The organism is Pantanalinema rosaneae CENA516, assembly GCF_050753385.1.
Taxonomy (GTDB): domain Bacteria; phylum Cyanobacteriota; class Cyanobacteriia; order Leptolyngbyales; family Leptolyngbyaceae; genus Pantanalinema; species Pantanalinema rosaneae.
Genome location: NZ_JBLZFZ010000185.1, coordinates 1 through 1,190 on the forward strand (window position 1 = coordinate 1; position 1,190 = coordinate 1,190).

Annotated in this window: 2 protein-coding genes; both read right to left on the reverse strand. The window is 61.1% G+C overall.

The features are described from left to right. A partial coding sequence (locus ACN4EK_RS32765; protein ID WP_431662632.1) for a ketopantoate reductase family protein occupies nucleotides 1–621 on the reverse strand: 621 nt, incomplete at its 3' end. Continuing rightward, a partial coding sequence (locus tag ACN4EK_RS32770) for an ABC transporter permease (protein ID WP_431662633.1) occupies nucleotides 618–1,190 on the reverse strand: 573 nt, incomplete at its 5' end. The genes ACN4EK_RS32770 and ACN4EK_RS32765, both read right to left, overlap by 4 nt.

Consider the following 1,190-nt stretch of genomic DNA (forward strand, 5'->3'; position numbering starts at 1 on the left):
TGAGGGCACGAGCTCGGCGGCGTTCGCGACAAGCTTCATCCACTTCGCCGACAGAACATCGTAGACCACATCGACGGTGCCGGCAGCGCGCAGGATCTGGGCCACCATCTCTTCGCGACCCCGAGTATGTTCTGACACGCTACCGAGGGCGAACCACGACTTCTCTGGTGGGCTTTGGCGCTCTACGACGCCCGGCTCGAACATGTTCGAGGAGATTTCGATCACTGCACCGAGCACACGCTCGGCGCCGAGTATGTCAACCATATGGCTGACTTCCATGCCGTTCTGCAGACCGATGACCAATCCGTCTGAGGCAAGGACCGGCCTGATCAGTTCGCAAGCCCAACGAGTGTCGTAGGCCTTGACCAGCACGAAGACGATGTCAAAGAGCTCGCGCATTTCGGCCACTTCGCAGAGGTGATACACACGCACCGCCGTGGTTTGTGAGCGATCGGGCATCTCCACCCGTATCCCTCGCTCGCGCATCGCCTCGACGTGCGCAGGCCACTGCTCAATCAACGTCACGTCGTGGCCTTCGTTCGTCAGGTCGGCACCGATGCCCGCACCGTTCGCACCGGTGCCGAGGACAGCGATGCGGGGCCTACGGCCCGACGCGATCACGTGCGCCGCCTCCCCTGGGCCTTACGGCGCCGCGTTCGAGCGATTGAGTAGAGAATCGCCGCGGCCAGAATCAAGACGCCCTGCAAGATGTACTGCCACATCTGGTCGAGGCGGAGGAAGACCGTTGCGTTGAGCACCTGAATGATGAGCATTGACCCCAACAGGGTTCCAACGAAAGTTCCGCGACCACCGAGCAAGCTTGTCCCGCCAAGCACAACTGCCGTGATGCTGGAAAGCGTGTAGGCGACACCTTGGGCGGGATCACCGACTCCGATCTGCGTCATCAGCATGATCGCCCCGAAGAACGTCAACACCGATGTGGCGACATAGCCCAGCACAATCGTTCGGTTGATCTCGACGCCAACGCGACGCGCTGACTCTTCGTCCGAGCCAGCAGCCCGCAACGACCAACCCCAACGCGTGCGTCGGAGGGCGAGTTCAAGGCCGATGACGAAGAGCACCAAGACGACGAACGAAATCGGCAGAGGGCCGATCTTGGTTGTGATCGCCCGGGAAACTTCGGCGTTGATGTAACCGTCAGCTGTTGGACGCAATAAGAAGCTCATGCC